Here is a 228-nt window from a genome sequence, read left to right as displayed (position 1 = left end):
CGGGTCTCGCGCTCGATCCGGCAGGCACGTCGGTCACGGTGCCGCTGGTGTCGTCCTGACGCTGGAATGTGGCCGCGCACCCCGTGCTTCGCTTGCGCGTTGCACGGTGGTGCGCGGTTCATCGGTTCAGCCGAGCAACGCGTCTTTGCTCCGTCGCCGTGACGGCGTGCTGTTCCAGATTCTCATTGCACTGAACCTGCGCGGTGATGTCGAAATGCCGGCCACGCA

The 228-nt window shown here is 65.8% G+C and carries 1 protein-coding gene; it reads left to right on the top strand.

What is annotated here, in order from left to right; translation table 11 throughout:
- A partial coding sequence (locus tag SB772_RS46420; RefSeq protein ID WP_410839322.1) for a hypothetical protein occupies window positions 1–228 on the top strand: 228 nt, incomplete at both ends.

It is taken from the genome of Paraburkholderia sp. SIMBA_030 (genome assembly GCF_046535245.1).
In the GTDB taxonomy this organism is placed as follows: Bacteria; Pseudomonadota; Gammaproteobacteria; order Burkholderiales; family Burkholderiaceae; genus Paraburkholderia.
The sequence above is the reverse complement of the archived record's forward strand: the minus strand, read 5'-3'. Positions and strand labels throughout refer to the sequence as shown.